The sequence below is a fragment of the Oleiphilus sp. HI0066 genome (assembly GCF_001635725.1).
The window spans coordinates 1-24,341 of record NZ_LWFH01001189.1 but is presented as its reverse complement, the minus strand read 5'-3'; the positions used below and the strand labels follow the sequence as shown (position 1 = coordinate 24,341).

Annotated in this window: 34 protein-coding genes and 1 tRNA gene; 24 read left to right on the top strand and 11 right to left on the bottom strand. The window is 43.9% G+C overall.

Annotation, left to right across the window (positions count from 1 at the left end; genetic code table 11):
* The 4 genes from A3738_RS16150 to A3738_RS16140 form a co-directional block, all read left to right on the top strand.
* Positions 1-330: PEP-CTERM sorting domain-containing protein (locus A3738_RS16150; protein ID WP_231876675.1), on the top strand; the 330-nt coding region annotated here is incomplete at its 5' end.
* Between the two features lie 448 nt (positions 331-778).
* Positions 779-1,048, top strand: a complete 270-nt coding sequence (locus A3738_RS16145; RefSeq protein WP_068473533.1) for a putative nucleotidyltransferase substrate binding domain-containing protein — start codon at positions 779-781, stop codon at positions 1,046-1,048.
* A 129-nt stretch (positions 1,049-1,177) separates the two neighbouring features.
* Positions 1,178-1,333 (top strand): hypothetical protein, encoded by a 156-nt coding sequence (locus tag A3738_RS30000; protein WP_156493466.1) that lies wholly within the window; start codon positions 1,178-1,180, stop codon positions 1,331-1,333.
* Between the two features lie 45 nt (positions 1,334-1,378).
* Positions 1,379-1,648 carry a hypothetical protein gene (locus A3738_RS16140; RefSeq protein ID WP_156493467.1) on the top strand — a complete coding sequence of 90 codons (270 nt, stop codon included), beginning with the start codon at positions 1,379-1,381 and terminating at the stop codon, positions 1,646-1,648.
* A 56-nt stretch (positions 1,649-1,704) separates the two neighbouring features.
* Here the strand turns inward: A3738_RS16140 and A3738_RS16135 are convergent, their stop codons facing one another.
* From A3738_RS16135 to A3738_RS16120, 4 genes are all read right to left on the bottom strand, one after another.
* Positions 1,705-2,268 carry a hypothetical protein gene (locus A3738_RS16135; protein ID WP_068473539.1) on the bottom strand — a complete coding sequence of 188 codons (564 nt, stop codon included), beginning with the start codon at positions 2,266-2,268 and terminating at the stop codon, positions 1,705-1,707.
* A 73-nt stretch (positions 2,269-2,341) separates the two neighbouring features.
* Positions 2,342-2,593 carry a YfhL family 4Fe-4S dicluster ferredoxin gene (locus A3738_RS16130; protein ID WP_068473542.1) on the bottom strand — a complete coding sequence of 84 codons (252 nt, stop codon included), beginning with the start codon at positions 2,591-2,593 and terminating at the stop codon, positions 2,342-2,344.
* Between the two features lie 13 nt (positions 2,594-2,606).
* Positions 2,607-3,089, bottom strand: a complete 483-nt coding sequence (gene coaD / locus A3738_RS16125; protein ID WP_068473545.1) for a pantetheine-phosphate adenylyltransferase — start codon at positions 3,087-3,089, stop codon at positions 2,607-2,609.
* A gap of 158 nt (positions 3,090-3,247) precedes the next feature.
* Positions 3,248-4,693, bottom strand: coding sequence for a coniferyl aldehyde dehydrogenase (locus A3738_RS16120; protein WP_068473548.1), 1,446 nt, complete (start codon positions 4,691-4,693; stop codon positions 3,248-3,250).
* Positions 4,694-4,874: 181 nt separating this feature from the next.
* Between A3738_RS16120 and A3738_RS16115 the strand changes: the two genes are divergently transcribed.
* Positions 4,875-5,540, top strand: coding sequence for a TetR/AcrR family transcriptional regulator (locus A3738_RS16115; RefSeq protein ID WP_068473550.1), 666 nt, complete (start codon positions 4,875-4,877; stop codon positions 5,538-5,540).
* Here the strand turns inward: A3738_RS16115 and yihA are convergent.
* Positions 5,537-6,199 (bottom strand): ribosome biogenesis GTP-binding protein YihA/YsxC, encoded by a 663-nt coding sequence (gene yihA / locus A3738_RS16110; protein ID WP_068473553.1) that lies wholly within the window; start codon positions 6,197-6,199, stop codon positions 5,537-5,539. The two genes, A3738_RS16115 and yihA, sit on opposite strands and share 4 nt — an antisense overlap.
* Before the next feature lie 195 nt (positions 6,200-6,394).
* Here yihA and A3738_RS16105 point away from each other — a divergent pair, with 195 nt between their 5' ends.
* The 3 genes from A3738_RS16105 (at position 6,395) to A3738_RS16095 (ending at position 8,791) form a co-directional block, all read left to right on the top strand.
* A complete protein-coding gene (locus tag A3738_RS16105) occupies positions 6,395-7,015 on the top strand; it encodes a cytochrome c (protein WP_068473594.1) in 621 nt (206 codons plus the stop codon).
* Positions 7,016-7,221: 206 nt separating this feature from the next.
* Entirely contained in the window at positions 7,222-7,890 is a 669-nt protein-coding gene (locus A3738_RS16100) for a thiol:disulfide interchange protein DsbA/DsbL (RefSeq protein WP_068473556.1), read from the top strand.
* Positions 7,891-7,909: 19 nt separating this feature from the next.
* Complete coding sequence (locus A3738_RS16095; RefSeq protein ID WP_068473559.1) at positions 7,910-8,791, top strand: endonuclease/exonuclease/phosphatase family protein; 882 nt, start codon at positions 7,910-7,912, stop codon at positions 8,789-8,791.
* A 75-nt stretch (positions 8,792-8,866) separates the two neighbouring features.
* Here A3738_RS16095 and rpmG read toward each other — a convergent pair whose 3' ends face one another.
* From rpmG to A3738_RS16080, 3 genes are all read right to left on the bottom strand, one after another.
* The gene (rpmG, locus tag A3738_RS16090; RefSeq protein WP_068473563.1) at positions 8,867-9,022 is read right to left on the bottom strand and encodes a 50S ribosomal protein L33; all 156 of its coding nucleotides are present in this window, start codon (positions 9,020-9,022) and stop codon (positions 8,867-8,869) included.
* Between the two features lie 12 nt (positions 9,023-9,034).
* Positions 9,035-9,271: a 50S ribosomal protein L28 gene (gene rpmB, locus A3738_RS16085; RefSeq protein WP_068473566.1), complete on the bottom strand. Its 237-nt coding sequence runs from the start codon at positions 9,269-9,271 to the stop codon at positions 9,035-9,037.
* A gap of 212 nt (positions 9,272-9,483) precedes the next feature.
* Entirely contained in the window at positions 9,484-10,533 is a 1,050-nt protein-coding gene (locus A3738_RS16080; protein WP_068473569.1) for an AI-2E family transporter, read from the bottom strand.
* Between the two features lie 119 nt (positions 10,534-10,652).
* Here A3738_RS16080 and A3738_RS16075 point away from each other — a divergent pair, with 119 nt between their 5' ends.
* The 8 genes from A3738_RS16075 (at position 10,653) to A3738_RS16040 (ending at position 15,642) form a co-directional block, all read left to right on the top strand.
* Positions 10,653-11,468: a DUF6279 family lipoprotein gene (locus A3738_RS16075; RefSeq protein WP_068473572.1), complete on the top strand. Its 816-nt coding sequence runs from the start codon at positions 10,653-10,655 to the stop codon at positions 11,466-11,468.
* A 176-nt stretch (positions 11,469-11,644) separates the two neighbouring features.
* Positions 11,645-11,721: transfer RNA gene (locus tag A3738_RS16070), tRNA-Met, on the top strand.
* 156 nt (positions 11,722-11,877) lie between these two features.
* Complete coding sequence (locus A3738_RS16065) at positions 11,878-13,119, top strand: integrase arm-type DNA-binding domain-containing protein (protein WP_068501223.1); 1,242 nt, start codon at positions 11,878-11,880, stop codon at positions 13,117-13,119.
* Positions 13,120-13,672: 553 nt separating this feature from the next.
* Complete coding sequence (locus A3738_RS29995) at positions 13,673-14,104, top strand: hypothetical protein (protein ID WP_156502520.1); 432 nt, start codon at positions 13,673-13,675, stop codon at positions 14,102-14,104.
* A gap of 130 nt (positions 14,105-14,234) precedes the next feature.
* Entirely contained in the window at positions 14,235-14,492 is a 258-nt protein-coding gene (locus A3738_RS29990; protein WP_082878347.1) for an AlpA family transcriptional regulator, read from the top strand.
* Position 14,493: 1 nt separating this feature from the next.
* Entirely contained in the window at positions 14,494-14,778 is a 285-nt protein-coding gene (locus A3738_RS16050) for a helix-turn-helix domain-containing protein (RefSeq protein WP_068501194.1), read from the top strand.
* 3 nt (positions 14,779-14,781) lie between these two features.
* Positions 14,782-15,168 carry a hypothetical protein gene (locus tag A3738_RS16045; protein WP_068501197.1) on the top strand — a complete coding sequence of 129 codons (387 nt, stop codon included), beginning with the start codon at positions 14,782-14,784 and terminating at the stop codon, positions 15,166-15,168.
* Between the two features lie 294 nt (positions 15,169-15,462).
* On the top strand, positions 15,463-15,642 hold the full coding sequence (locus tag A3738_RS16040; RefSeq protein WP_068501199.1) for a hypothetical protein: 180 nt from the start codon (positions 15,463-15,465) through the stop codon (positions 15,640-15,642).
* An 80-nt stretch (positions 15,643-15,722) separates the two neighbouring features.
* Here the strand turns inward: A3738_RS16040 and A3738_RS16035 are convergent, their stop codons facing one another.
* The gene (locus A3738_RS16035) at positions 15,723-15,992 is read right to left on the bottom strand and encodes a hypothetical protein (RefSeq protein WP_068501202.1); all 270 of its coding nucleotides are present in this window, start codon (positions 15,990-15,992) and stop codon (positions 15,723-15,725) included.
* Between the two features lie 51 nt (positions 15,993-16,043).
* Positions 16,044-16,373, bottom strand: a complete 330-nt coding sequence (locus tag A3738_RS16030; RefSeq protein WP_068501205.1) for a hypothetical protein — start codon at positions 16,371-16,373, stop codon at positions 16,044-16,046.
* 275 nt (positions 16,374-16,648) lie between these two features.
* Between A3738_RS16030 and A3738_RS16025 the strand changes: the two genes are divergently transcribed.
* From A3738_RS16025 to ubiG, 6 genes are all read left to right on the top strand, one after another.
* Entirely contained in the window at positions 16,649-17,170 is a 522-nt protein-coding gene (locus A3738_RS16025; protein ID WP_068501208.1) for a thermonuclease family protein, read from the top strand.
* Positions 17,171-17,347: 177 nt separating this feature from the next.
* Positions 17,348-17,632: a hypothetical protein gene (locus A3738_RS16020; RefSeq protein WP_068501211.1), complete on the top strand. Its 285-nt coding sequence runs from the start codon at positions 17,348-17,350 to the stop codon at positions 17,630-17,632.
* A gap of 91 nt (positions 17,633-17,723) precedes the next feature.
* Positions 17,724-17,921: a hypothetical protein gene (locus tag A3738_RS16015; protein WP_068501214.1), complete on the top strand. Its 198-nt coding sequence runs from the start codon at positions 17,724-17,726 to the stop codon at positions 17,919-17,921.
* 341 nt (positions 17,922-18,262) lie between these two features.
* Positions 18,263-18,652: a hypothetical protein gene (locus A3738_RS29985; protein ID WP_156502521.1), complete on the top strand. Its 390-nt coding sequence runs from the start codon at positions 18,263-18,265 to the stop codon at positions 18,650-18,652.
* Positions 18,649-19,074, top strand: a complete 426-nt coding sequence (locus A3738_RS16005; RefSeq protein ID WP_068501220.1) for a hypothetical protein — start codon at positions 18,649-18,651, stop codon at positions 19,072-19,074. Before A3738_RS29985 ends, A3738_RS16005 begins: the two co-directional genes overlap by 4 nt.
* A gap of 252 nt (positions 19,075-19,326) precedes the next feature.
* On the top strand, positions 19,327-20,067 hold the full coding sequence (ubiG, locus tag A3738_RS16000; RefSeq protein ID WP_068473575.1) for a bifunctional 2-polyprenyl-6-hydroxyphenol methylase/3-demethylubiquinol 3-O-methyltransferase UbiG: 741 nt from the start codon (positions 19,327-19,329) through the stop codon (positions 20,065-20,067).
* Positions 20,068-20,070: 3 nt separating this feature from the next.
* Here the strand turns inward: ubiG and tatA are convergent, their stop codons facing one another.
* Positions 20,071-20,304, bottom strand: a complete 234-nt coding sequence (tatA, locus tag A3738_RS15995; protein WP_068473578.1) for a twin-arginine translocase TatA/TatE family subunit — start codon at positions 20,302-20,304, stop codon at positions 20,071-20,073.
* Positions 20,305-20,543: 239 nt separating this feature from the next.
* Here tatA and A3738_RS15990 point away from each other — a divergent pair, with 239 nt between their 5' ends.
* On the top strand, positions 20,544-22,622 hold the full coding sequence (locus A3738_RS15990) for a PhoX family phosphatase (protein ID WP_068473581.1): 2,079 nt from the start codon (positions 20,544-20,546) through the stop codon (positions 22,620-22,622).
* Positions 22,623-23,077: 455 nt separating this feature from the next.
* On the top strand, positions 23,078-24,341 hold a 1,264-nt coding region (locus A3738_RS15985; protein ID WP_156504297.1), incomplete at its 3' end, for a cadherin-like domain-containing protein.

Below are 24,341 nucleotides of genomic sequence, written 5' to 3'. Positions count from 1 at the left end.
AACCAAGGTATGCGCATAGATTCTCTTTTCGTGTCTTTTGATGACGATCTCCAAATCCGATCCAAAGGTAAGATTCTTGCTGATATTAACCGCTATGATGTGGCTGGTGGAAATCCTTGGGCGCAGGTTATTAACGTTTATGATTACGTGAATTCATCCATGATTCTTGAAAAGGGTGGGCGTTTAAATTTTTGGGTCACAAACTCAGGCAATGGTCCAACTGGTATAATTTATAAAGGCACGGCATCTACAGTATCTGAGCCTGCAGCAGTAGCGATTCTTGGTCTTGGTCTATTTTGTTTGGGGGTCGCTCGTCGACGGGCTGTGTGACACCGAATAATCCGAGTATCTTCTCTGAAGGCCAGTACATGTACTGGCCTTTATTTTTATTCCAAAAGCTATAGGCTCCACTTTCATTTACATAATTAACACGTGCTTTAAGTCTGGGATCCGTATAAAAGGTATTGAACTTATTAATTCGATCCAAAATGAGATATATGAGTGAGTATTTTATGGTGCTTGCATCCCGTTTGATGGGGGCTCGCTAACCCAGTCTTTTCTTGATTGTGTCAGCCATGAAGCGAGTCAACCCCCACCCCATTTTTCAGGCATGTGTGTGTGGCGATGTTTTGGAGTATACCCCTCGTCTTGGTGTCTTTAAACGCTTCTTGTTGGAGAAAGATGGGGCTACCAATCATTCTTAGATTTAACATATTGAGGCACGGTAACTATTATCGCATTGATCCGTTTGTACGCGTAGGCTTAAGGAGTTTCCGAGGTGAGTACCGAAGCACGTCTCGAAGCTTTGGTGGATAAGAAGTTTATATTATCTGAATTGGCGGGCATCTTTCTTGATGCGCATGAGTTTATTGCGAGTTTACGTTCAAGCAATCAGAGTCAACAAATCCAATTAGGGGAAGAGGTGAATAACCATCTTGCGCCTGATTCCTTGGGGCCTTTAGTACGCAATCAATTAAAAGATGCTTTTGCCGTTGTTGCGGAAAGTCAGCGAGCCCTGAAAATGCGTTTTGGTCATGGTGTTCTCTAGGTTATATCGTCGTTTACGTTACGCTAAAAAAAGTGCAGCAATTGAGGCGCTTAATGGTTTGTATACGCAAAATCGATTGCTCGGAAATCCCCTGTTGGTGATACAAGGTTTGTAGTCATTGACTGCGAGATGACAACGCTTAACCCTGTAACGGATAAAATTTTGAGCAGCGCATGGGTGATTGTGCAGGAGGGTTTTATTGAATACCGAAGCGCACAGCATCACTTATGCTATGCAAGCGAGTCAGTGGGTGATAGCGTAGTAGTGCATGGTCTGAGTAATTAGTGTGTTGCTGGCGCAGGCAATGTGACGCAAGCTCTAGGTTTACTCATGAATGAGTTAGCTGGAGCAGTGGCGGTTTTTCACCATGCGCGTTTAGACCTAGCTTTTCTTCAGAAAGTCGCGCGGGAGAATTACGGTTGTCCTCTTATCTTCGACTACGTCGATACGATGGTCATTGAGCGGACGTTGATGGAAAAACAAGGCTCTGCGGGAGCTATCCAGCTAGAGGTATGTCGTGACCGTTACGGCTTGCCAAAAGCGTACGCGCACAATGCTTTAAGTGATGCGATCGCGACGGCAGAATTTCTTTGCGCATAAATTAACGCTTTGCATGGTATGAAGTCTTCTCTTGCGAGCTTGAAACCAAGGTTGGCCTAAAAATCATCCCCAAAAAATGAATCCGATTTGTCGATCGGTTTTGCTGTTTTGAGTTCTTTCAATTGCTTTTCACGCATGGCGCTTTTGGTCGTTGCGTCTTCTAATTGCTCGGTGTAGAGCTCCAACCAAGATCGCGAGCCAGGCACCATATGAGCTAGATCGTATACAGCCGAGCGCACTGTTTCCATGAAGCGTTGCTTCGCTTGCTCTTGCTCGATGAGTACTTGCTGAATGGTACTGTTCGCGTTGTTATCGATACGATTTTCAAAACTTTTGATATGCGCATTTAGTTCCGCCAAACGCAAATCATATTGCTCAAGCAGTTCTTTCTGGCCAGCAATAGTATTCGCAATATCGTCTGATGCGTCGGAGTTATTGGAGGAAACGCCGCCAAACGAATAAATCACAAATGCTGTGACGGTCGCAGAAATGGTGACAGTAAGAATGAGAGCAAAAAACAACAAGAAAACACGGTTTTTGTCAACCTTGCTTTCTAATAGCTCGATACGTTGTTCGGGGGTTAACGGTACTTCAGATTCGTTTGCTTTTTCTTCGCTCATGAACGACCTAACTACACTGAGTTCACTGTATTTGTTTGGCTAAGTGTAGTCAGAATCTAAGAAAGGGCTAATTTTAGGAGATGCCCGTTAGCTTTTCGTATTTTGCCATGAGCTGTTCTTGCGTCTCATTGTGAGCAGGATCAAGAGGGATGCAATCAACAGGGCACACTTGCTGACACTGTGGCTCGTCATAGTGACCAACACATTCTGTGCATTTAGATGGCTCGATCTCGTAGATCTCTTCCCCAGGGGAAATGGCTTCGTTGGGGCACTCCGGCTCACAAACGTCACAGTTGATGCAGTCGTCTGTAATGATTAATGCCATGATCCTGTTCCTGTTACTGCTGCTTAAAGTGTTCGTCTAGGGCTTTGCTGACCGTTGGATGAACGAATTCATCAATGTTTCCGCCCAGTACTGCAATCTCACGAATCAATGTCGAAGAAATGTACGACAAGTGATTGTCTGGTGTTAAGAAAATACTCTCTGCTTGAGGCACGAGCCGGCGATTCATATCAGCCAGTTGGAATTCATATTCGAAGTCAGATACGGCGCGTAATCCACGTAAGATCACGTTGCCCTGATGTTCTTTTACAAATTCAGCCAGCAAGTTTTCAAAACCAATGACCTTTACGCCATCGATATGACTTAGTACTTCCTGCGCCAGCTCGACACGCTGATCGAGTGGAAATAGCGGACGTTTTTTGGGGCTTGCTGCAACCGCAATAATAATGTCGTCGAATACGCGTGCCGCACGCTCAACCAAATTAGTATGGCCGTTTGTAATCGGGTCAAAGGTGCCTGGGTAAATAACCGTCGTCATATTAATGTCTCAATTAAATTCGAAGCAGGTTTGTATAAGTCTTTAACGCACAATGCAAAGAGCGAATATTAAACAAATCTTTTATTCGAAACAATGCAGAGATTATAGAAGGGGTATAAAACAAAGGCACCCGAGAGGTGCCTTTGTCAGTAGAGCGCTTAGCGCATAAATAGAGAGAAAATTGCCTTATGAATGGCTGTGCCATATGGCGGGTAGGCGAATTTCGTACTGTTCAAAATACCTTTCGTAAAAATAGGCTTTTTGTGGGAGAAGGTCGCAAAACCATCTTCGCCATGATAAGCACCCATTCCTGATTCACCAACGCCACCGAAGTGAAGATCTTCTTGCGCAAAGTGAGACAAAGTGTCGTTCAAGCACACGCCACCAGATCGAACATGATCTAAGACAAAACGTTGCTCATCTTTGTCATGGCCAAAGTAGTACAAGGCTAATGGTGATGGACGATCGTTGACAATATCAATCGCTTCTTCAATAGATTTTGTAGTAAGTACTGGCAATACAGGGCCAAAGATCTCGTCTTGCATGCAGAGCATGTCTGGCGTTGGATTTAGTACTAAGTAAATCGGCATTTTACGCGTACCACTAGCCATATCTTCGCCAGCATTATTACAAGCAATGACAGTCGCACCTTTTGCTTCAGCATCTTTGATGTAGTTTTGAAGGCGCTGATATTGGCGCTCATTGATCACTGCTGAGAAATCTTCGTTGTGCTTGAGCGTTGGGTACATGTCAGCGAATTCGCGCTGGAATGAATCAACAAAATGCTCAAGACGATTTTCAGGGCAAAGAATGTAGTCTGGCGCAATGCAAGTCTGGCCAGCATTGAAGGCTTTACCAAACACAATCGGCTTGATGGCTTCATCCATTTTTACTGAGTCAGAAATAATCGTTGGTGACTTGCCTCCAAGCTCAAGGGTGACAGGGGTAAGGTTGGCAGACGCAGCACGCATAACATGGCGACCAACGCTCGTAGAGCCAGTAAACAACAAGTGGTTCCAAGGAATGTCAGAGAATGAAACGGCTACATCCGCATCACCATTAATAACTGCGACTAGGTTTTGAGGAAAAATCTTCGATAGAAGTTCTTCAACAAATGCCGAGGTGACTGGGGTGAATTCAGACATCTTGATCATTGTACGGTTGCCCGCAGCAAGAGCTGAAACTAGTGGGCCAAGCGATAAGGATAAGGTGTAGTTCCATGGCGCGATGATTCCAACGACACCAAGTGGTTGGTATTCAACACGTGCGCTAGCAGGCATAAATAAAGTCGAAACCTTCTTCTTGTCGGATTGCATCCAACGCTTTAAGTTCTTAAGCGTGTAATCAATGCTATGCAGTACAGGCATGATCTCAGCGAGGCGTGTTTCGTTCTCTGAGCGGCTCGAAAAGTCTTGAGAGATCTTCTCAATGAACGTTGCTTCGTTGTCTAAAAGGGCTTGGCGCAGCTTCTTAAGATTCGCAACTCTTTCTTCATAGCTTGGCATCGGGTTACGACGGAAAGCTTGGGTTTGTTCTTTAAAAATGCCTTGCATTTTTTTGATCTGTGTCTGGCTTTCAGAAATTTGTACAACGTCAGCTACCATTGGGGCTTCCTCCGAGAGTATGCTTGCGCTTGATCACGCTTTTTATCATGTGTGGACTGCAAAATAAAAAATTAGAGTATATACTCTAATGAGTCAATGCGTTTGCCGAAATTATCATAAAATAATGATTCGAAGCGTAGGCGAACAAGAACTTAGAGATCGGAATTAGTAAGGCAGTTTTGTGGCATCTAAAACAAAAGAACGCATTATCTTAGAGAGCTTGGACTTGTTTAACGCGCAAGGCGAGCGAAACGTCTCAACGAACCATATCGCTGCGCATCTTAATATGTCGCCTGGTAATTTGTATTACCACTTCCGAAATAAGAGCGACATTATTTATCAGATCTTCAAAAACTATGAGTTGATGGTGGATACCTATCTCCGTGTTCCTGAAGGGCGAAAGATAAAAGTAGAAGATTTACTTTCATACTTAGATGCGGTGTTTAATGGGCTGTGGGCCTATCGTTTTTTACATCGTGACTTGGAGCATCTTCTCGATAATGACGACAAATTGCGTGAGGATTATCGGGCATTTACCTTGCGTTGTGTGCGAGGCGTGATGAGCATTATCGAGGCTTTAGAGTTGAGTGAGATTTTCTCAAGGCAGACGGAACAGCAGCGTCAGTCTAAAGCCTTGAACGTATGGCTGATTGTGACGAATTGGATGACCTTTCTTAAGACGATGCATGGTACGCAAGAAGATCGCGAAAGTAACCCTAAAGCTATTCAGCATGGTGTGTATCAAGTCTTAGACTTTATCGTTCCGCATTTAAGAGAGCCTGAGCAAGCTGAGCTTGCCAAGCTTCAAGAGGGTTATTGCTTCGATGAGGTTCTGCCAGGCGTTTAGCTTTCTGTACTTTCTTCTTCATCTTCCAAAAAGTGCGAGAAATTTCGGTTTAATGCGTTTCTCGCTTCTTTGACGCCTGTTCCTTTCAAACTCGAAAACAACAAAATATCATTGATAAAACCGTGATCTTCCAGTGCTTTGCGTACCTGTAAGAGAACAGTTTTAGCTGGCCCATATTTCAATTTGTCTGCTTTCGTCAAAAGAATGGTTGTACTGAGTTCGCTCTTTTTGCTCCAGTCGAGCAGCATCGTGTCGAACTCTGTAAGGGGCTTTCGGATATCCATAATCAGCACTAAGCCTACTAGGCTGTCTCTGTTTTGAAGGTAATCTTCAAGGTGGCGTCCCCATGCTTCCTTCATGTCTAGGGACACTTTTGCATAGCCGTAACCCGGTAAGTCGACCAAGCGCACGCCTTCTATATCTAGGGAGAAGAAATTGATCAGTTGCGTGCGACCAGGTGTTTTACTTGTGCGCGCCAGTTTCTTGTTTTGAGTGATGCTATTAATAGCAGAGGACTTTCCGGCATTTGACCTGCCAGCAAAGGCAATTTCGATTCCGTTATCACTCGGACAGTTTGAAAGTTTTGAGCCGCTTTGCATAAATGCGGCAGAATCATAGGCGAGTCGAAATAAGGTGGCAGGTTTTGCTTGGTCACTCATGCATTGATACTCATTGGTACTGACTTAAAGTCTTTTATCACTGGGGGCTTAGTGTATAATACCCCCACTTTTTTTGCCTGATCTTTCTTGTGAGATCTTAATCAGTCGATATAATTACTGAAGGTCAGGTTGGCGAAATAATAGAAGAATAAAGCCGCAGTGAATGGCGAATTTATTAGAGTGAGCGCGCAAATTATGAATAAGTTGTTTAAGGGGTTGGTAGTTGCATTAGGTCTAAGCAGCTCTGCATTTGTTTCTGCTGAAGTTGTAGGCGATGTGCAAGCTGGTAAAGACAAGTCTGCGGTATGTGCTGCATGTCATGGTGCAGATGGTAATAGTGCGGCGGGTAACTTCCCTAAGTTAGCAGGTCAAGGCGAGAGATACTTGCTAAAGCAAATGTATGATCAAAAAGAAGGTCGTCGTGTGATTGTTGAAATGACGGGTCTTTTAGATGGTTTTAGTGACCAAGACATGGCAGATGTTGCAGCGTACTTTGCGGCGCAAACAACAACAGTTGGTCAAGCGGATCCAGAATTAGTTGAAGAAGGTCGCGCTCTTTACCGTGCCGGTAACCCAGCTACTAAAATGGCAGCATGTATCGCTTGTCACGGTCCTTCAGGTAAAGGTGTTGAGGCGGCAGGTTTCCCAGCGCTTAGCGGTCAGCATGCTGATTACACGATTGCGCAAATGAAAAAATGGCGTAGCGGTGAGCGAGCTAACGACGGTGATGCGCGTGTGATGCGTTCAATTGCTGCACGTATGAACGATCGTGAAATTGAAGCGGTAGCGAGCTATATTTCAGGTCTTTCTGAGTAATCGCTTCTTCATAGATTTGAAAACCCGAGACATCTACATCTCGGGTTTTTTTATGTCCGCAATATCATTTGAAAGCTAGGGAACTGTGACCTTTGTTTTCTGTCTGACAAGTTTAATCTAATAGTCATCTAAGCTTGCTTGAGTACGTTCAAGGGCAGGCCTATTATCTTTCGGTTATTGCTAAACACTTGTTATGAGGACACTTCATGTTTCAATTTCGTATTCTAAGCGCGCTTATGCTTGCAGCTACCATGCTATTCAGCGTCGCGACTTCCGCTGCCAGCTTGTGGGAGAAAGGTACACACTACAAAGAATTGCCATTCCCAGTTAAGACTGGTGACGCTTCTAAAATAGAAGTTGTAGAGGTGTTTTGGTACGGCTGTCCTCATTGTTATGAATTCAACAACGATCATCTTCCGCAATGGGAAGAAAGCTTCCCAGATGATGTTGATTTCCGTTTGTTGCCAGCAACGTTCCCAGGTTGGGTAACGCACGCGGAAGTATTTTTTGCAGCAGAGGAGCTAGGTAAGATCGAAGAGATGCACCAAGCTTTATTTGATGCGATTCAAGGTGCTCCTAAGAAATATCAAGATCGTGATGATTTTGTAGAAATTTTTGAAAAGCACGGCGTATCAGAAGAGCAGTACATGGCAGTGTTTGAAGCGTCTGGTTTCCGCAAAATCTCTAAAATTGATGAGCAAGTGAAGAAAGCGGGTGATCGTATCAAGGCTTATCGTCTGACAGGCGTGCCAGCACTTATCGTAAATGGTAAATATAAAATTGGTGTTCGTGACGCGGGCGGTTTTGCAAATATGATTAAGGTTGCTAACTTTCTTATAGCGCAAGAACGAGCAGCGCTAACTGCAGCAAAATAAATTAGTTGAAGGAGGGGGTATGTATACACAGTTGCGTAGTCGCGTTAAGCGTCTACTCACCCCCTCTGATAAAGACTTTCGTTTAGGTGTATCGTCTAGTACTGCGCCTGAGTACTTATCTGATATTCCTAATGTTTCTCCTTCTCAATCTATTCGATTACTGACTTACAACATACAAGTCGGCATTTCCACTTCAGCGTATCGTCATTACCTTACGCGCAGTTGGCAGCACTTTTTGCCGCATGCTCAACGTCAAACCAACTTAGTTAAGATAGCCTCTCTTCTCGAGGCATATGATGTGGTTGCCTTGCAAGAGGTGGATGGAGGCAGTTTGCGTACTGGCTTCGTAAACCAAGTTGAGTTTTTAGCTAAAACGGCTGGCTTTCCATTTTGGTATCAGCAGCTGAATCGAAACTTCGGCCCTATTGCTCAGCATAGTAATGGTTTATTGAGCCGTTTTTGCCCTTTGTCGGTAGAAGAGTATCCTTTGCCATCTTTGATTCCTGGTAGAGGAGTGATTGTTGCGAAATATGGCGATGAGAAAGATCCTATAGTGCTTGTTATTCTGCATTTATCGTTATCGTCAGCCGCACAGAAGGCGCAGTTATCGTTTGTTAAAAAGCTGATCGATGGTTATCAGCATATTATTTTGATGGGTGATATGAATACGCACCTGCAAAGTTTGCTCGGGCATGGTTGCTTGAGTGAGCTTGATTTGGTGGCGTTACCCGGAGTGAGTCATACCTTCCCTAGTTGGCAGCCTAGAAAAGATTTAGATCATATATTGGTAAGTCGATCTTTAGAGGTGAGATACGCCGAAGTGTTGCCGTTCTCAGTTTCAGATCATTTGCCGATTGCCTTAGAGTTCGGGTTGCCCGAAACCTATATTGCCAGCAAATAGGCAATAAAAAACCCGACGCTGTTAATCGAATGAATCGATCTAGTGTCGGGCTTTTCAGGAAGCAAGTAGCGAGGCTTACTTGATTTTCGCTTCCTTGTAGATCACGTGCTTACGAACAACAGGATCGTACTTTTTGATTTCCATTTTTTCAGGCATGTTACGCTTGTTCTTGTCAGTCGTGTAGAAGTGACCAGTGCCAGCGCTTGATACTAAACGGATCTTATCTCTCATTGTCTACTCTCCTTAAACTTTTTCGCCACGAGCGCGAAGATCGCTAAGAACTGCATCAATGCCTTTCTTATCAATAATGCGCATACCTTTTGTAGAAACACGTAGTTTTACAAAACGGTTCTCGCTCTCAACCCAAAAACGGTGAGATTGTAGGTTTGGCAAAAAACGACGACGAGTAGTGTTTTTTGCGTGTGAAACGTTGTTACCTGTTACAGGACGCTTACCTGTAACCTGACATACTCTAGACATACTAAAACCTTGCCTCCAATTTCTATGCGCTTAGTGAGCGTATAGAATAAATTCATATCTTTTGGGCTGCGATTTGCAGAACTTCAAAGCAGTCTGCACGCGGTCAAATAGACGATTTTTCGCCCGTTTTGATGGAGCCCTAACCAAAGAGCCCGACTTTATACCAGAAAGATTTCTTAACCGCAAAGAAAAACTCTCTTAAAGCCAGTATTTTATATTTTTTTGATTTCGTGATCACTTTCTGGCTCGTCAGAGCCCATTAATATCGCAATCCATTGAGTTTCTTCACTCGACTCCAGTGCGATTTTTAATAGCATGGTGAGTGGCACTGATAAGAACATTCCTACAGGCCCAAACACCCAACCCCAAAACACTAATGACAAGAACACGACAAGCGTCGACAAGCCTAAGCCCCGGCCCAAAAACTTTGGCTCGACCATGTTCCCCATCACCATATTGGCAGCGATATATAAAGCTGCAGTAAAGGCAGCGCTTATTGGGCCAAGTTGGATTAACGCGAGCAAGACCGTAGGCACTGCCGCAATGATTGACCCAATGTTCGGTACAAAGTTGAGGAAGAAGGCGAGCACTGCCCATAGCAATGGGTAATCAACGCCAATAAGTAGCAAACCGACGTATATCAGAGCGCCTGTTGCGAGACTTACGAGCGCTTTAATTGTCATATAGGTTTTGACCGTAGCAAGAAAGCGATCGATATGTTCGATCTGGCTGTTATTTTCGCCGAAGGCTCGGTGTAGTTTATTCGGCAATGACAAGCTCTCAAAGAGCATAAATACAACGGTTAGAATAATGAGGAAGGAGTTTGATAATACGCCACCTAAGCTACCAAGTGCGCCCATGGCGGTTTGAAATATACTCGAGGGGTCAAAGGTTTCGAGTAGTCGCTGTCTTGGAATTTCAATGCCCCACTGGCCTAAGGCGTTAATACTATTTGCGGTGATGCTTTGAAGTTTCTCCTGATACACCGGAAGGTCATTCGAGAACTCCTTTGCTGAGCTGCCAATGATGCTGATGAGTAAGAGTTGAAATAGACTGATGAAAATAACAACGAGAATGAGTGACAGCCACGCAGGCGTACCTTTCTTTTGTAAATATAAGAAGGGCGGCGCGCAAATAATCGCAAAGAAACCGGATAATAAAAATGTCACCATGATGGATTCAGCGGCGCGCATTCCGGCTACCACAATGACGAAAGCGGCAAGAACAAATAAGGTTCGCGAAGAACTAGAAAATGTAGACATAATGTTTCTTTTGAATTGTGGTATGAATTAGTTGCATTGCACTCAATATTTCACTGCGAACCAGAATACTTAAATGGCGCGTATAAATAAAAATAACATTTGTTTAGAGGCTCGTATCAGTGTCTTTTTACCGAAAACTTACCGTGATTATCTTGTCTCTGAGTTTAGGCGCATGTTCCACCTTCGGCTTTTTGTTTGAACGTTTGCCTTGGCTAAGTTCATGGCAGCTATCTCGAATGTTTGATTTGAATGATCAACAAGAAGAGCAAGTTGAAGTTGTCGCCGAAGAAATGAAAGCATGGTTTTTAAAAGAAGGCTTTCCCGTGTTGGTTGCTGATTTAAATCGTTCCAGTGAGAAATGGCAAAGTGCGCCCTCGGCAGAAGATGTGTCGGAACTATTCGATACGCTCGAGCGCAATATTGATCGATTTCTGAGTTCATTGGCGCCCCGAATAGAGCCTTTGTGGTTAATGTTAGATGACTCTAACTTAGACGCCTTTGATGAATACTTGGAAGAAGGTAAAGAACGTTGGTTTAAAGCTTTAACAAACGAAGAAGACAAAGAAGATCAGCGAATTGAGCGATTAGAGAATTGGTTTGGTGATTTAAATGATGAGCAGGTCGAGATTGTTAGAGAGAACATTTCTCTATTGCCGAATGAGTTTAATATTCGAAATGAAAACACCAATCAATGGGCGGCGAGTTTACGACGAGCCGTCACTTCCGGAGATACCCAGAGTTTGAGTATCTGGATTGTAGACCCTTCAATTTGGTGGACGGAAGACTATGCCGCTAGCCGTTCTGAAAATCGTAAGCAGGTAGAGCAAACACTTGATCGTCTAGTGCCGACGTTAACAGAGCGTCAAGTGGAGCACGCCAAAGACGAATTAGATGAATGGATTGAGACACTTCAAGACACTTTAGAAGACCAGTAATCCGCTTTTTTTGCTTTGTTAAATCAATATTGCAAATTTTATTTGAAAGGACGCTTGACCAAGTGCTCAGCACTCTATATTATTCGCGCCGTGTTGAGGGAGGGCGCAAACGCAGCCAGACAAAATCTCTCAAACCTTGAGCCTAGAACCAGCTAGGAACAAGCAAAAAGTTTTGATGCGGGGTGGAGCAGCCTGGTAGCTCGTCGGGCTCATAACCCGAAGGTCGTCGGTTCAAATCCGGCCCCCGCTACCAAATAAAGGTTCGCGACATACCGCAACTGCTTCTAAGCCCGCCAACTGCGGGCTTTTTTGTGCCTATTCATTCCGTAAGAGTTCTTCTCGAACCGTAGACAACTGGCACCACTTAGTGCCATATTTGATGCCACACCTAAAAACGCTGGTGCCATTTATGTCTGCAAAAGAAATAAACAAACTACGCGATATTTCCATCAAGAACGCTAAGCCGAAGGACAAGCCTTATACCTTGTCTGATGGTCAAAGTCTTTACGTTGAAGTGATGCCAAATGGCGGAAAATACTGGCGTTTAAAGTACCGATTTGCAGGCAAACAAAAGCGTATTGCCTTTGGGGTTTACCCTGAAGTCAGCATCAAAGAAGCGCGAGAAAAAGCAACGATTGCTCGTCAACAGTTAAGAGAAGGTTTAGACCCGTCAGATGTAAAACGTCAAAAGAAACTCCAGACGCATGTTAATGCTGCCAGTAGCTTTGAAGTGATTGCTGGTGAGTGGTTAGAAAAAGAAAAGTTACATTGGTCTGAAGGTCATACGGTGCGTGTTGAACGCTTCGTTAATAAGTATCTAAAGCCCGACCTTGGTAAACGTCCGATCTCCGAAATTACCCCTCAAGAATTATTAGCAGTTCTCAGAAAGAAAGAATCTGAAGGCAGGCATGATACTGCTCATAGAGTAAAGCAAACAGCAGGACAAATATTCCGCTACGCAGTTGCAACGGGAAGGGCTGAACGCGATCCATCAAGAGACTTGGATGGAGCTTTAACCAAGCCAAAAGAAAAGCATCTTGCCGCAGTAACAACACCAGGAGAAGCCAAGAAGTTGTTGATAGCGATAGATGGCTTTGAGGGAACGAAGGTAGTTGAGACAGCCTTAAAGTTATCCCCACTTTTATTTGTTCGTCCTGGAGAGCTTCGCCACATGGAATGGCAAGAAATCGATCTAGAAGAAAAGTTATGGTCAATTCCTGCTGAGAAGATGAAGCTGCGCGAACCGCATCTGGTGCCACTTTCAACGCAAGCAGTCGAATTAATCAAAGGCATGGTGCCACATACAGGCCGCTATCAATATGTGTTTCCTAATGCGCGAGGCGTTAGCAGGCCACTAAGCGAGAACGGAGTAAGAACAGCTTTACGAACGCTTGGTTATACAAACGAGCAAATGACACCGCATGGCTTTAGAGCAATGGCCCGAACTTTATTAGATGAAGTCTTGGGTTATCGTATTGATTGGATAGAGCACCAGTTAGCGCACGCAGTAAAAGACGCTAATGGACGCGCTTATAACAGAACGACGCACATGGAAGGCAGGACGGAAATGATGCAAAACTGGGCTGATTATCTGGATAGCCTAAAGATTGATACCAATGTAATTGTTGCCAACTTTAAGCACAGAGCTTAACAATATAAAACCCCGTTACTAATCAAGGAAATTAAAATAATGCGAGTAGACTAGCAAACAAAAAGGGAAGGGCAGATTAAAGAGATCGCGCACCAGTTCTTTGAGAGTGGGAAGACAATTGCCGAGCTTGAAGCAATATTCAGATACGTTGAACTCAAATTCCAAACTAGAAACAAACAGTAGACTAATTTCTTTACCCGTTTTAGCCGCATCTAGGGTCGCTCCGGAAAACTGGCCTACCTATACAGCCTGATGCGGTTGTTCATTCCATAGACTCGTAGAGGTGCGAAGAATCTTGATACACGACTACTATTCTCTAACCGAGCTTTCGGACCGTTGGTCAAAGCTTTTTAAAACAGAGGTTACCCTCAGAGACATTTTGCGTCTTGGAGCAACAGGAAAGCTTCAAATACATCTTTTAACTTTGGGGCTCGGTCGACATTATAAACTCGATAATTTTGGGCTTCGGAAACGGTGGTGTAACCCAAAGGAGCACACTGACGACAAGCAATTTCTCTCGATAGAAAAGTTTGAGCAGCTTAGCAAGGAAACTGTGGAGAAAATAGAAGCGACAGTGATCGACGGTGAATTGCTAGAGTTTAGAGAGCTATCTGTGGAAGTCGAAGACTGGGTGCGCGAGACTGTCTACTACGACATTCCCGAAGACTCGATACTAATACTCACAAACTACATTCGGGATGTACGTTTCAGCACTAGTGACCTTTATGTGGTCTCCGACGAAGTAGAACGATACGAGCGATTAATTCTGGGCGGTTCGTCAGGAGAAAAGTCATCGAAAATTAGCGAACAAACACTTTATCTGATCATTGCTCTTTTGAAAAAGGAGTTACTGCTAGAAAAAGGATGGAAACAAAATGCCTTGATAATGGACTTAGTTGAGCAGAAAGACGACCTTAAGGGCATCTCTAAATCAACTCTCGAATCTGTATTTGCAGAAGCAAATCGCAAGCTAACTAATCGATAAAAACCCCAGCAGGGGTCGAGAAAACCCCAGCTGGGGTGTAGCCCTTCCCGCAAAACTATTCAATCAGCCTCAAGGTCGCAGGCAACCAAAGCCTGCCGCCTAAGTTCGTTAACTGAATGAGGTTGAAATAATGAGTATTGAAATCCCCGTCTACATGATGCGTCGCCCTGAGACTTGCAGGACTCTAGGTAAGGGCCGCACAGCATTTTACAACGACATCAGCAAAGGGCTTATGACCCCTGGCGTTGCCATCACTTCCCGAACCGTTGCCTGGCCTAGCGATGAAGTCTTCGCCGTGATGAAAGCGCGTATTGCAGGCAAGAGCGAAGCCGAACTCAAAGAGCTGGTTCAAAACCTATTAGAGAGACGCGAGTTGGGAGAAGCATAGAATGAAAAAAACAAACGCCCCGAAGGGCGAAAGTCAGCAACTAAATTCTACATCAGCCCAACGAACACGGCTTTTAAATGCGCTCAAAGAACGCTCTAACGAAGGTGTGACTACAATCTACGCTCGTGAACAACTGGACATAATGTCACCAGCACCACGAATTATGGAGCTTCGAGAGATGGACTGGGATATTCGAACTGTATGGACGACAGAGGAAAACAGTCGAGGCTACAAGCACCGTAATGCCCGCTATGTTCTTGTCAACGAGCATTGTGGAGTCTTGTAAGAGATGGCTCGCCCTAAAGGAAAAAGTGGACAAAAGAAACGTCCTTTCGTGATGCTGCCAAAAGACGTTTTAAGGCATACTGACTACATCAATCTAAGCCACAAGTCGAAAGTACTACTTGTGGACGTTTTGAGGCAATATCAGGGCTACAACAATGGTGATTTCAGTATTACATTGTCTCTTATGCAAGAGTATGGCTGGACATCAAATGACACATTAACAAACGCAAAAAATGAACTCGTCAATGCAGGTTTATTGGTTTTAACCCGGCAAGGCGGTAGAAACCTCTGTAGCTTGTATGGCGTTACTTTTCACAATATTGATGAGTGTGGAGGAAAACTCGAAATCCCCAACACAACAGCACCACTGAGGTCATTTCGAATAAATTAACTTCCCTGTACCGTATGGCGGCCCAGCTTATACCGCCTTACGGTTCAGTTCTTCAATCTTTACACTATATTTTGATAAGCCTTATACCGCCGATCGGTATAGTCAGTACACATTTCAATATTTTCTATACCGCCTCTCGGTAACCTTTATATATTTAAGCCATAGGCTTTCGACCTGTATGCGATGATTCCATTTTGCTCTCCATATTAGAGAGACTAGGTTATAGAACAACATGCTCAGAAAAGAGTATTGTTAGACAGGTCAGTTTATATTGAATATTTGATGAGGTAGTAGATGCCAAGAACCAAGGAAGAGAGAGAAAAGGCTCGTAAGATAGCTAGCGACTTAATTGAGAAACGAAAGCGCGGAGAGCTGAAAATAAAAACGCTCACAAGAGACCAATGGATTGAAAGCTCAGAGGATGAAGAGATCCTTGAATTAAAAAAGAATATCCTGCACGAACTCGATAAGTAGAGGTGCTGCATCTAGATCAAGTGAAAATCCTAATCGATAAAGCTTTGAAATTTCAATCTCACTTAGCAAGCATTAAAGTCCTAACTCTTTCTCGCAGAGAATCGATACACACTTGCTAACACACCTACTAGAAGAACCTCAATAACGAGCCTCCCATAGCTAAGTTGTACCCCAAAGAAAGGAGAAGCACTTTCTGGCTTTGGTGGCGTAAAAAGAAACGCATGGGTAGCAGGCTTAACCGACTGGCTCATTCCTTCTTTTTGATAAGTATATTCCCAGGGAGGAAATAAGAGGGCTATAGCGAGAACAATAGCTGAAACTTTAATAATTTTATGATCTCTCTCATCCATGTGATTAACCTATTTATTGGCAGATTGATTTACCATGAAAAACCATGGCTGTTAATTACTACAAATTCCTCTATCAGCAACATCTTTAGACGAAGATGCGAGACAAGTATCAAAAAGAACCTCGCCATTCTTATCAGCCCACATCTCTCCGTCACCAGTGAAATGGAATCGAGTGCAATCGCGAAAGCGCGAATATTCGCTTTCATCCCTTTCTGCAGAAGATTCTCTCAGCTTCGCTATAAATTCCGCATTAGCGGCAGCTACACGCCTTCTCTGCTGCTGGAGCAAGCAAATCATCAATGCAACATTAGAAATGATGACGATCGCCGCCTGATACTCATCAACAAACTGAACAAGGCTGTTAGTTAAAATCATCGTCATTTGTTCAACTCCCGTGTTTACAAAGCGTTTACAGAAATCTCGTCACACAGCCCAGTTAAAACTACCGTTCATACAAGTGCTTTTGAAGGTTGGTTCGAACATGTACTACGGAGTCCTTGCTTTGTTCTTTTTGATGCGGTTTTGATAGCTATGATGCTAGCACTGAATGAAGGGTAATTCAGTAGAGAAATCGGTCAAAATTATTAGAAGTGATATGGGTTGAGTGGTAGTTTTGTCTATCAAAGGAAAAACAAATACACAGGGAGAGGCGTAGAGTGGTCAAACGAATAAAAGACATTTTAGCAGCAGTCATTTGCTCCTTGATGACATTAGGGTGTTCAGATGAGGGTATCAGAGGGACAGGCAACAAAATTTTCGGCGAAACGTTTACTCATTCTGGTGACAACTTTTATCTAACCAGAGTACTTGATGGTGATACTTTCTCAGTAACTTGGCTTCCTGGCGCTGAATATAAAGGACGAGACATGCCTGTTCGAATAAGAGGGATTGACACGCCCGAAATAAAAGGGAACTGCGCGTATGAAAAAAACGCAGCAAAAAATGCAAAGGAAGCACTAGAAAATTTACTAACCCCTTACGCTCGACTTAGCCCTAAAGGTATCATTCTTTACGATATTGATTATGACAAATACAGCAGACTTCTAGCTAAAGTAGAAGTTATCAACGAATCTAATGAGGAAATTGATATCGCATCGGAAATGCTAAAACAAGGCCATGCTCGACCATATAACGGAGGGAAGCGCCTAGGTTGGTGTCAAGACCTCGCTGAAGACTAAGACGCTTCCGTCTATCACTTACCAAAGGAGAAAACTATCGAAACTACGAGCCTACAGGATTGGCTAACCGTAATCGCAACTGGTCTAGCGGCCTACGCAGCTTTCTGTTCCTATTCGGTTTCTAAGTCCCAGTATAAGTTTCAAAAAAATCTCGCATTAAACCAAGTCAAGATTTCCATGCTTACTGAAACCATTTCGGAACTAAGAACGCTTAAAACTCTTATTTGCCAAGCCACCGGCGAGATTTCCGACAAGCGTTTTAACCTAATTGAACCGCTACTTTTCAAAATTAAGGAGGAGCTACAAAAATTCGACGGTGAAGGCATCATCAAATTAAGCAGCCTCAAGATTAAACATGTAAATTGCATCGGCGATATGATCGACCGCATTCCTAAAAAACATGACTATATTGACGAAGCTGTAGACGCGCTGGAACGAAGCAAAACCACTTTGTTGCTCTAATTTGCCTCTAAGTTCTTAAACTACTCGTTACAAAATATAATTGCTCTAAAGCTCTCCTCCACTCATACTATTGCTGACGATGGAGGTTCAGATGGAAGATAAACGCAAAGCTAATGCACTTAAGGTGCTGAGAAAAAACTACACTATTGTGGGCGATGGCGTTGCGCATCGAAAAATGGACGAAGCCTTTGAAGATAACTCTTCTCTTTTACGGTCAGTAAGAGACCTTATTTCCGCTCGCAATAAGAAAAAAGATTGCAACCAAGAGTCCTCGTATCACCAAGCTTAGGATAGAATCATATGACGGCTGATGGAATAGCCTTTGTCCTCATCGTTGCGTCTTGTGCCGGTTACGTTTTCATATCCACTACATTTAAATTCAAGTATCAGGCCGCTAGAAAGACAGGGCAACACCTTTATCTTATGTCTCTTTCTTGGGGCATATTCTTTTCAATCGTCGCATATTCTTTCGCGCGCCTTATCCAAAACCTGAGTTGCGCTGACTGCCACACTGGACTTTTGTTCGAGCAAAATCTATTTCAATCTCTTCTCCACTTTACAATTTGGCAGGCTCTTATAACTGGCTTGTTTATCGTAGGTCAAAACATCAGAACCGACAGAGCTAGCGCATTGTACGACGTGTTTCAGAAAGACGATCTTAGCAAAACCATCCTAACTTCGATGATCGAAGAAAAACCACTGCAAGTTACTCTAGATAATCGAAAAGCGTATGTAGGCTATGTGCTCGATACAGTTGAGCCAATGACTGAGTCTAGCTATTTAACTATCCTCCCTATGATGAGTGGCTATAGAGACTCGGAAACGTTGGAGCTAACACTCTCTAATGACTATTTTTCGTCAATTGAGGACTTTGAAACAGCAGGCAGAGAAAACCCTGATGACTTCGGTATCGTGTTACCCAGATCCAAAATTGTCTCGTGCCACATCTTTAATCAATTTCTACATAACAACATTACTGACGCCAGAAACAATTCTGAGCAAGGGACTATTCAAGAATGAATTTTAAAGGGAAATCAATTAAGCACTGGCTGTTTATTACGAGCTGGGCTCTCGTACTCTACTTCGAAACTCTTTACTCAACTGAGATGATTAAAGAAATTTTCAACGTTTATATTTCCCATGTTTGGGGCGTGCTAATAGTCACTGTCGGTCTGATATCGCCCATGCACTCAGGTGTCTGGGATGTTAAAGCTTCAGAGCTTAGCTGGAAGAATGCTTTGTTTCCTGTTGCGGTTGTTATTGCCGTAATATTATTGATCTTCGCCTATATATTACTAGGTTTATCCGCTAGCGGGCCATGGTGGTTAATCCTCGTCACTACTATATCGTTCATTGCGGCATGCCTTCTACTGATGACTGCAGAAATCGCAATGCTGTCTCGCAAAGCCTCACTACCTCAAAACGGCATTACTCGTAACTGATGTAAACTGGTGCCATATTTGGTGCCAGTTTAGTTATATATGGCCTTTATTTATTTATAAAACATGTGTTTGATAGCTCTTTTCAGTAGAGGCCCCCGCTACCAAATAAAAAGGGTCGACAATAGTCGGCCTTTTTTTCGCCTATAAAAACATTTATCTCCATCCCTGTCTTATCGGATTAAACCTAAGCTTTGGTGAACTTCGTTCCGTCTTTAGTCGTACTCTTAAGGCTTAGTTTGTTGGAGAACTCGGGTGACAAATCATTCTACGACCATCAATCAACGAGAAATCGCGCACTTCCATCAACTTGCAGAAACCTGGTGGGATGCAGAAGGTCCATTTTGGCCGCTTCATCGATTAAACAGGCTTCGGGTTGACTGGATTGTCGAGCAACTCTGCGCTCAATCCGAAATGGCAAACTCCCTGAAGCCTTTATCTGGTCTATCTGTTTTAGATGTTGGCTGTGGCGGCGGAATATTGAGCGAATCTTTGGCGCGTTTGGGCGCTAGGGTTACAGGCATCGATGTCGTAGAAAAGAATATTGCCATTGCGCAAACACATGCAGAACAACAGCAGCTTGATATTGAATATCGTCTTATTTCAGTTGAAGAGCTACGAAACGAAGGTGTTCAGTACGATGTTGTATTCAACATGGAGGTTGTTGAGCATGTTGCCAATCTTCCCTTGTTTATGGCGTCATGCCATGAACTTGTAAAAGAGGGTGGTGCCACTTTTGTTGCCACCATTAATCGTAATTGGCTAGCTTGGTTTGTGACGGTATTTGGCGCCGAATATGTATTGCGATGGCTTCCAAAAGGAACGCATCATTATTCTATGCTCAGAAAACCTTCTGAGATTGAGGCGTTCCTTAACGCTGACGCTTTCGAGGTAGTTCGCAAAGCTGGTGTGCGCGTTAATCCTGTCAATCGATCGATGTCGATCATTGAATCGCTGGCGATCAACTATATGATTTACGCAGAAAAGCAGCGATGAAACTTAGCTATTTTTCTGCGCTGAACTCTGTACAGGTGTAGCGTCGACCTTCGAATCAGCTTCTGAAATAGAATGTGTCAGGCTTGCTTCTGGTATCTGCTCGTTTTGATTCATTTCTTTTTTGAAATTCTTGACGGCACTGCCCAAATCGCCACCCATATTGCGAAGCTTTTTTGTTCCAAATAGTAAGGCTACGATTGCTAAAATAATCAGTAACTGTGTTGGACTAATCCCCATTTTTCTTACCTACTCGAGTGATTCCAAAGCGACACATCCTATTTTTTAAACATGACATTTTTACTTCAGCGAGATGTATTTTTTTCGACGCGAGTCCGTACTTTGTTGTGGATGAATGCCTGTATTGTTTGCCGCTAAAACGTCATATTTTTTTCAAATAATTGTCACATCACACGGCTAGTTTCTTCGGCGTGAGTTTTTCGCAAACAAGATAAATCCATAAAATTTAGGATGTGATAATGAGTAAAGCGACGTTTGATCCGCGCAAGTTTAACAAGAGTTCCAATGCGCCTTTTTCAGAGGTAATGGAAGCGAATTTTAACCGCAGAGCGGTTTTAAAAGGCGGTGTTGGGGGCATGGCTGCATTAGGCATGCTGTCTACATTTGGTTTGAGTGCTTGTAGCAGTAGCGATAGCCCTTCTGTCGGTGCTGATCAGAGTTCAGTGTCTTTGGGGTTTGAGTCTATTCCAGGTTCTCTCACTGATGCAGTGACCGTTGCTGCGGGTTATACCGCATCGGTACTAGCGCCTTGGGGCACGCCGCTTAACAATACTGCAAATGCTTGGCGTGATGACGGCACGAACACTGCTGAAGACCAAGCGAACTCAGTAGGTATGCACCACGATGGCATGCACTTCTTCCCATTAAACGACGAAGAGACAGATGGCTTGTTGTGTATCAACCACGAATATATCGACCAAAATGCACTTCACCCTGCTGGTGCAACACGTGACGCGATTACCGGTATGCGCACAGATGTTGAAGAAGTACGCAAAGAAATCAACGCACACGGTGTTTCTGTTATCCGTATTCGTTTAACTGGTGATACTTGGTCTGTTGTCGACAATGACTCATATAATCGTCGTTTTACGGGTGCGACAGAAATGCGCATCTCGGGGCCTGTTACTCAAGATCCTTCAGTGCTAGTGACGCCATATTCACAAGCGGGGGACCGTGTTCGTGGAACATTGAATAACTGTGGCAATGGCTATACTCCTTGGGGAACCTATCTCACATGTGAAGAAAACTGGCCTGGTTATTTTGTTAATACCGGTACGCGCAGCACAGCGGATGAACGTCTTGGTGTAGACGATGACGATACGCGCTACGGTTGGGATGATGTAAAAGGTGACGGCTCTGAAGTCGCCGATGAGTTCACGCGTTTTGACGCGACGCCATCTGGCTCAGGTCCAACAACGGATTACCGTAACGAGCCAAATGGCCACGGTTATATTGTTGAAATCGACCCATACGACAACACAAGCATGGCGGTTAAACGCACTGCACTAGGTCGCATTCGTCATGAAGGCTGTGTCTTCGGTAAGTTAACCGTTGGACAACCCGTTGTATTTTATACAGGTCATGATGGGCGCTTTGAATATATGTATAAGTTCGTATCCACCGCACTTTGGGATGCAGCAGATGCATCGCCAAGCGATCGTTTAGCCACAGGTGCGAAGTACATGGATGAGGGCACGCTGTATGTTATGCGCTTTAATGACGACAACACTGGTGAGTGGATCCCTCTAGTATTGAGCACGGCGTTATCAGACAACTATATTGCAGATAACAGCCTAACGGCTGGCTCAACCTTGGGCGATATGTTCTCTTCTCTTGGTGAATTGATTCTTAACACTCCAGGAGCGGCGGATGCCGTGGGCGCAACCCCAATGGACCGTCCAGAATGGTGTGCAGTCGATCCAATTACAGGTAGTGTTTATCTCACTCTCACTAACAATACGCGCCGTGATGCGACAACAGGGACAAACCCAGCTAATCCACGTTTAGACAATAAGTATGGCCATATTCTTCGTTGGGATGAGAGTGCAGAACCAACTGCATTTGAATGGGATATCTTTGTATTTGGCGCACCATCTTCGGGCGTTGATGCAGCGAGCTACAATAATTCTGGTCTGACTGAGATGAATCAGTTCGCAAGCCCTGACGGCCTGTTGTTTGATAACCGCGGCATTATGTGGATTCAAACCGATAATGGTGCAGACGAAGTTGAAAACTATACCAACGACCAAATGCTCGCTGTTATTCCATCTAAGTTACGTGTTGATGGTGAACAGCAGGTGATTTCGGCAGAGAATCAAGATGCATTACGTCGTTTCTTTGTTGGTCCGAATGGTTGTGAAGTGACAGGGCTTGCGATTGCGAGTGATAATTCAAGTTTCTTTGCGAATATTCAGCACCCAGGCAACTGGCCATATGCGGTTGATGCAACAACTGAAACTCCATCAGGTACGAGCATTCGCCCTCGCGCAGCGACAGTTGTATTCCGTAAAACAGACGGTGGTGCAATCGGTGTTTAGTCGGCAATAAGTTTGCCCCTTAAAGCAGCTCCTTCGGGAGCTGTTTTTCTATGCATATAAAATCCATTTTTGATTGCATTCATTTCGAAAAGATTTAATAGAATTAGCTTCTATATTTATCTCCTTCATCAGACGTTTACTGATGAACTTTTAACCTTGTTTTTAAAACCTTCCCAAACAACAAAACTAACGAGAAGTGTAACAAAAACACACAAATCTTGAGCAAATTAAATAATTTGAATTTGTCTAATAATTTCAATGCTTTATAGCGAATAGATTTTATCTTTTCTTGTTTCTACTGTGATATTCATCACGGTTATTTGCCGCCTCCTTGAGACCGCGCGTATCAATACTACTTTCATGAAAAGTTATTTGTAAAAAAACAAAGCTTTAGAGTTTGTCGTTGAATACAACTCGAAATCGAGTTGTGATCTGAATGTTTGGAGAAGAGCGCAATGTCTGATATCCCTAATGACGAAAACAACCCATTAAATGATGCAGTCGAGAACAGCGTAACCCCTGAGGCGAATAGTGAGAATGGGTCTTCGGGCAGTAATAATCAGCAATCAACAACCACTAATACTGCAGCAACTGGTGCTGATACCGTAAATAGTCAGATAACCGAAGCGGAACAAGATCTTAGTGGGTCGAACACTGAGGGCGAGAGCGCAGACGAGGGAGTCGCGTCTGGTGGAGAAGAAGAGGCATCACCAGATGCGGTTCAATCAAGCGACGCGCAATCAAATATTGTCGATTCTCAGTTGGAGTCAGACGAGCCTTCTGATGGTGAGGACGCAGCCGGTTTAAGCGAAGAGGCAACTGCCAACGCGCTTCAGGCAGTTGGTATTCAAAGTGTTGGTGGGAACGACATCGCCGCTGCGCTTCAGAATCCAGATTTTGCTCAAGCCGCGCAAGGCATTGCTCAGGATTTACTCGATTCCAACATTAGCGTAGATGACGCGTTGACGCAGCTCGAAGAGGCTCTTAACGACAACGATCCAGATTCTGAGACGACGACTGAAAGTTTTGATGTGATTGTTGAGGAAGCGACTGACCAAGTTGCAGCTGAAGGTGAAGACTTCGATACAAAAACCGTATCTGAAACATTTCAAATGGATGTTACTAGCGTTAATGATGACCCAGATGTCGGTAGTACTATTGAACTTACTATGCAGGAAGATGACTCGCTACTTGTAACGCAACAAGTGTTGCTGGCAAATTCGTCCGATGTGGATGGTGATACGCTCACGGCGTTGAATCTACAGACAGCCAATCCGGAACTGACGATTACAGATAATGGTGATGGGACGTTCACGCTGACACCGGCTGCAAACTTCAATGGCGATCTCGATATTAGTTTCGATGTATTCGATGGTGAAGCGACAGTCGCAGCCAATATCGATTTGACAGTGAACCCAGTGAATGATCTGCCGGTCGCGCAGGATCAGAATTTCCAGATGAACGAAGACGGGACGATCACGCTTACAGATGGGGATCTGTTAACGGGAGCGTCGGATGTTGATGGCGATACGCTGAGTATCTCAGATGTTACATACACAGGTACGGATGGAATCTTCACCGATAATGGAGATGACACATATACCTTTGCACCGAATGAGAACTTCAATGGTAATGTCACCGTCGACTTTACCGTGTCTGATGGTCAGGGTGGTACCGATACGGCCCAAGCGAATATCGTAGTTGTTCCTGTGAATGACT

Bases quoted from the DNA above. Each gene is read 5' to 3' on its own strand.
- A3738_RS16020 (WP_068501211.1), top strand. From the start codon at position 17,348: ATGCTTACTGAAACCATTTCGGAACTAAGAACGCTTAAAACTCTTATT.
- A3738_RS16080 (WP_068473569.1), bottom strand. From the start codon at position 10,533: ATGTCTACATTTTCTAGTTCTTCGCGAACCTTATTTGTTCTTGCCGCT.
- yihA (WP_068473553.1), bottom strand. From the start codon at position 6,199: ATGAGTGACCAAGCAAAACCTGCCACCTTATTTCGACTCGCCTATGAT.
- A3738_RS16015 (WP_068501214.1), top strand. From the start codon at position 17,724: ATGGAAGATAAACGCAAAGCTAATGCACTTAAGGTGCTGAGAAAAAAC.
- A3738_RS16120 (WP_068473548.1), bottom strand. From the start codon at position 4,693: ATGGTAGCTGACGTTGTACAAATTTCTGAAAGCCAGACACAGATCAAA.
- A3738_RS16135 (WP_068473539.1), bottom strand. From the start codon at position 2,268: ATGAGCGAAGAAAAAGCAAACGAATCTGAAGTACCGTTAACCCCCGAA.
- A3738_RS16030 (WP_068501205.1), bottom strand. From the start codon at position 16,373: ATGACGATGATTTTAACTAACAGCCTTGTTCAGTTTGTTGATGAGTAT.
- A3738_RS16005 (WP_068501220.1), top strand. From the start codon at position 18,649: ATGAATTTTAAAGGGAAATCAATTAAGCACTGGCTGTTTATTACGAGC.
- A3738_RS16130 (WP_068473542.1), bottom strand. From the start codon at position 2,593: ATGGCATTAATCATTACAGACGACTGCATCAACTGTGACGTTTGTGAG.
- A3738_RS29990 (WP_082878347.1), top strand. From the start codon at position 14,235: ATGAGTATTGAAATCCCCGTCTACATGATGCGTCGCCCTGAGACTTGC.
- A3738_RS16045 (WP_068501197.1), top strand. From the start codon at position 14,782: ATGGCTCGCCCTAAAGGAAAAAGTGGACAAAAGAAACGTCCTTTCGTG.
- rpmG (WP_068473563.1), bottom strand. From the start codon at position 9,022: ATGAGAGATAAGATCCGTTTAGTATCAAGCGCTGGCACTGGTCACTTC.
- A3738_RS16140 (WP_156493467.1), top strand. From the start codon at position 1,379: ATGAATGAGTTAGCTGGAGCAGTGGCGGTTTTTCACCATGCGCGTTTA.
- A3738_RS30000 (WP_156493466.1), top strand. From the start codon at position 1,178: ATGACAACGCTTAACCCTGTAACGGATAAAATTTTGAGCAGCGCATGG.
- A3738_RS16035 (WP_068501202.1), bottom strand. From the start codon at position 15,992: ATGGATGAGAGAGATCATAAAATTATTAAAGTTTCAGCTATTGTTCTC.
- A3738_RS16040 (WP_068501199.1), top strand. From the start codon at position 15,463: ATGCCAAGAACCAAGGAAGAGAGAGAAAAGGCTCGTAAGATAGCTAGC.
- A3738_RS15990 (WP_068473581.1), top strand. From the start codon at position 20,544: ATGAGTAAAGCGACGTTTGATCCGCGCAAGTTTAACAAGAGTTCCAAT.
- tatA (WP_068473578.1), bottom strand. From the start codon at position 20,304: ATGGGGATTAGTCCAACACAGTTACTGATTATTTTAGCAATCGTAGCC.
- A3738_RS16095 (WP_068473559.1), top strand. From the start codon at position 7,910: ATGTATACACAGTTGCGTAGTCGCGTTAAGCGTCTACTCACCCCCTCT.
- A3738_RS16105 (WP_068473594.1), top strand. From the start codon at position 6,395: ATGAATAAGTTGTTTAAGGGGTTGGTAGTTGCATTAGGTCTAAGCAGC.
- A3738_RS16100 (WP_068473556.1), top strand. From the start codon at position 7,222: ATGTTTCAATTTCGTATTCTAAGCGCGCTTATGCTTGCAGCTACCATG.
- rpmB (WP_068473566.1), bottom strand. From the start codon at position 9,271: ATGTCTAGAGTATGTCAGGTTACAGGTAAGCGTCCTGTAACAGGTAAC.
- A3738_RS16065 (WP_068501223.1), top strand. From the start codon at position 11,878: ATGTCTGCAAAAGAAATAAACAAACTACGCGATATTTCCATCAAGAAC.
- coaD (WP_068473545.1), bottom strand. From the start codon at position 3,089: ATGACGACGGTTATTTACCCAGGCACCTTTGACCCGATTACAAACGGC.
- A3738_RS16050 (WP_068501194.1), top strand. From the start codon at position 14,494: ATGAAAAAAACAAACGCCCCGAAGGGCGAAAGTCAGCAACTAAATTCT.